Source organism: Bacillus sp. SIMBA_005 (assembly GCF_046535585.1).
In the GTDB taxonomy this organism is placed as follows: Bacteria; Bacillota; Bacilli; order Bacillales; family Bacillaceae; genus Bacillus; species Bacillus pumilus.
Genome location: NZ_JAWRWI010000572.1, coordinates 1 through 264, shown reverse-complemented (window position 1 = coordinate 264; position 264 = coordinate 1). Strand labels below are relative to the sequence as shown.

The window sequence follows — 264 nt, the reverse complement described above, 5'->3', positions numbered from 1 at the left end:
CACCAAGGCCGTCGTCGTCGACGGGTCCGGCGAGGTGCTCGCCCTCAGCGAGGTGTCGGTGCGCCCGACCTATCTGCCCGGCGGAAGCTCGGCGAGGGGGCGTCCGTCGAGATCGGCGGAGTACGGCATCCGCTGGTCGGGAGGGTGTCGATGGACCAGATCGTCGTCGACACGGGGGACGTGCTCTTCCCGCGCGGCACGACGGCGACCGTGTTCGGGCCGGAGGGCGGCGCGGTCCCGTCGGCGCAGGAGTGGGCGCGCTGG

1 protein-coding gene is annotated in these 264 nt (G+C 73.9%); it reads left to right on the top strand.

Features of this window, described 5'->3' with window-relative positions; translation table 11 throughout:
- Positions 1 to 264 (top strand): alanine racemase C-terminal domain-containing protein (locus tag SB660_RS21340; protein WP_410584398.1); only part of this gene is annotated, 264 nt, incomplete at both ends.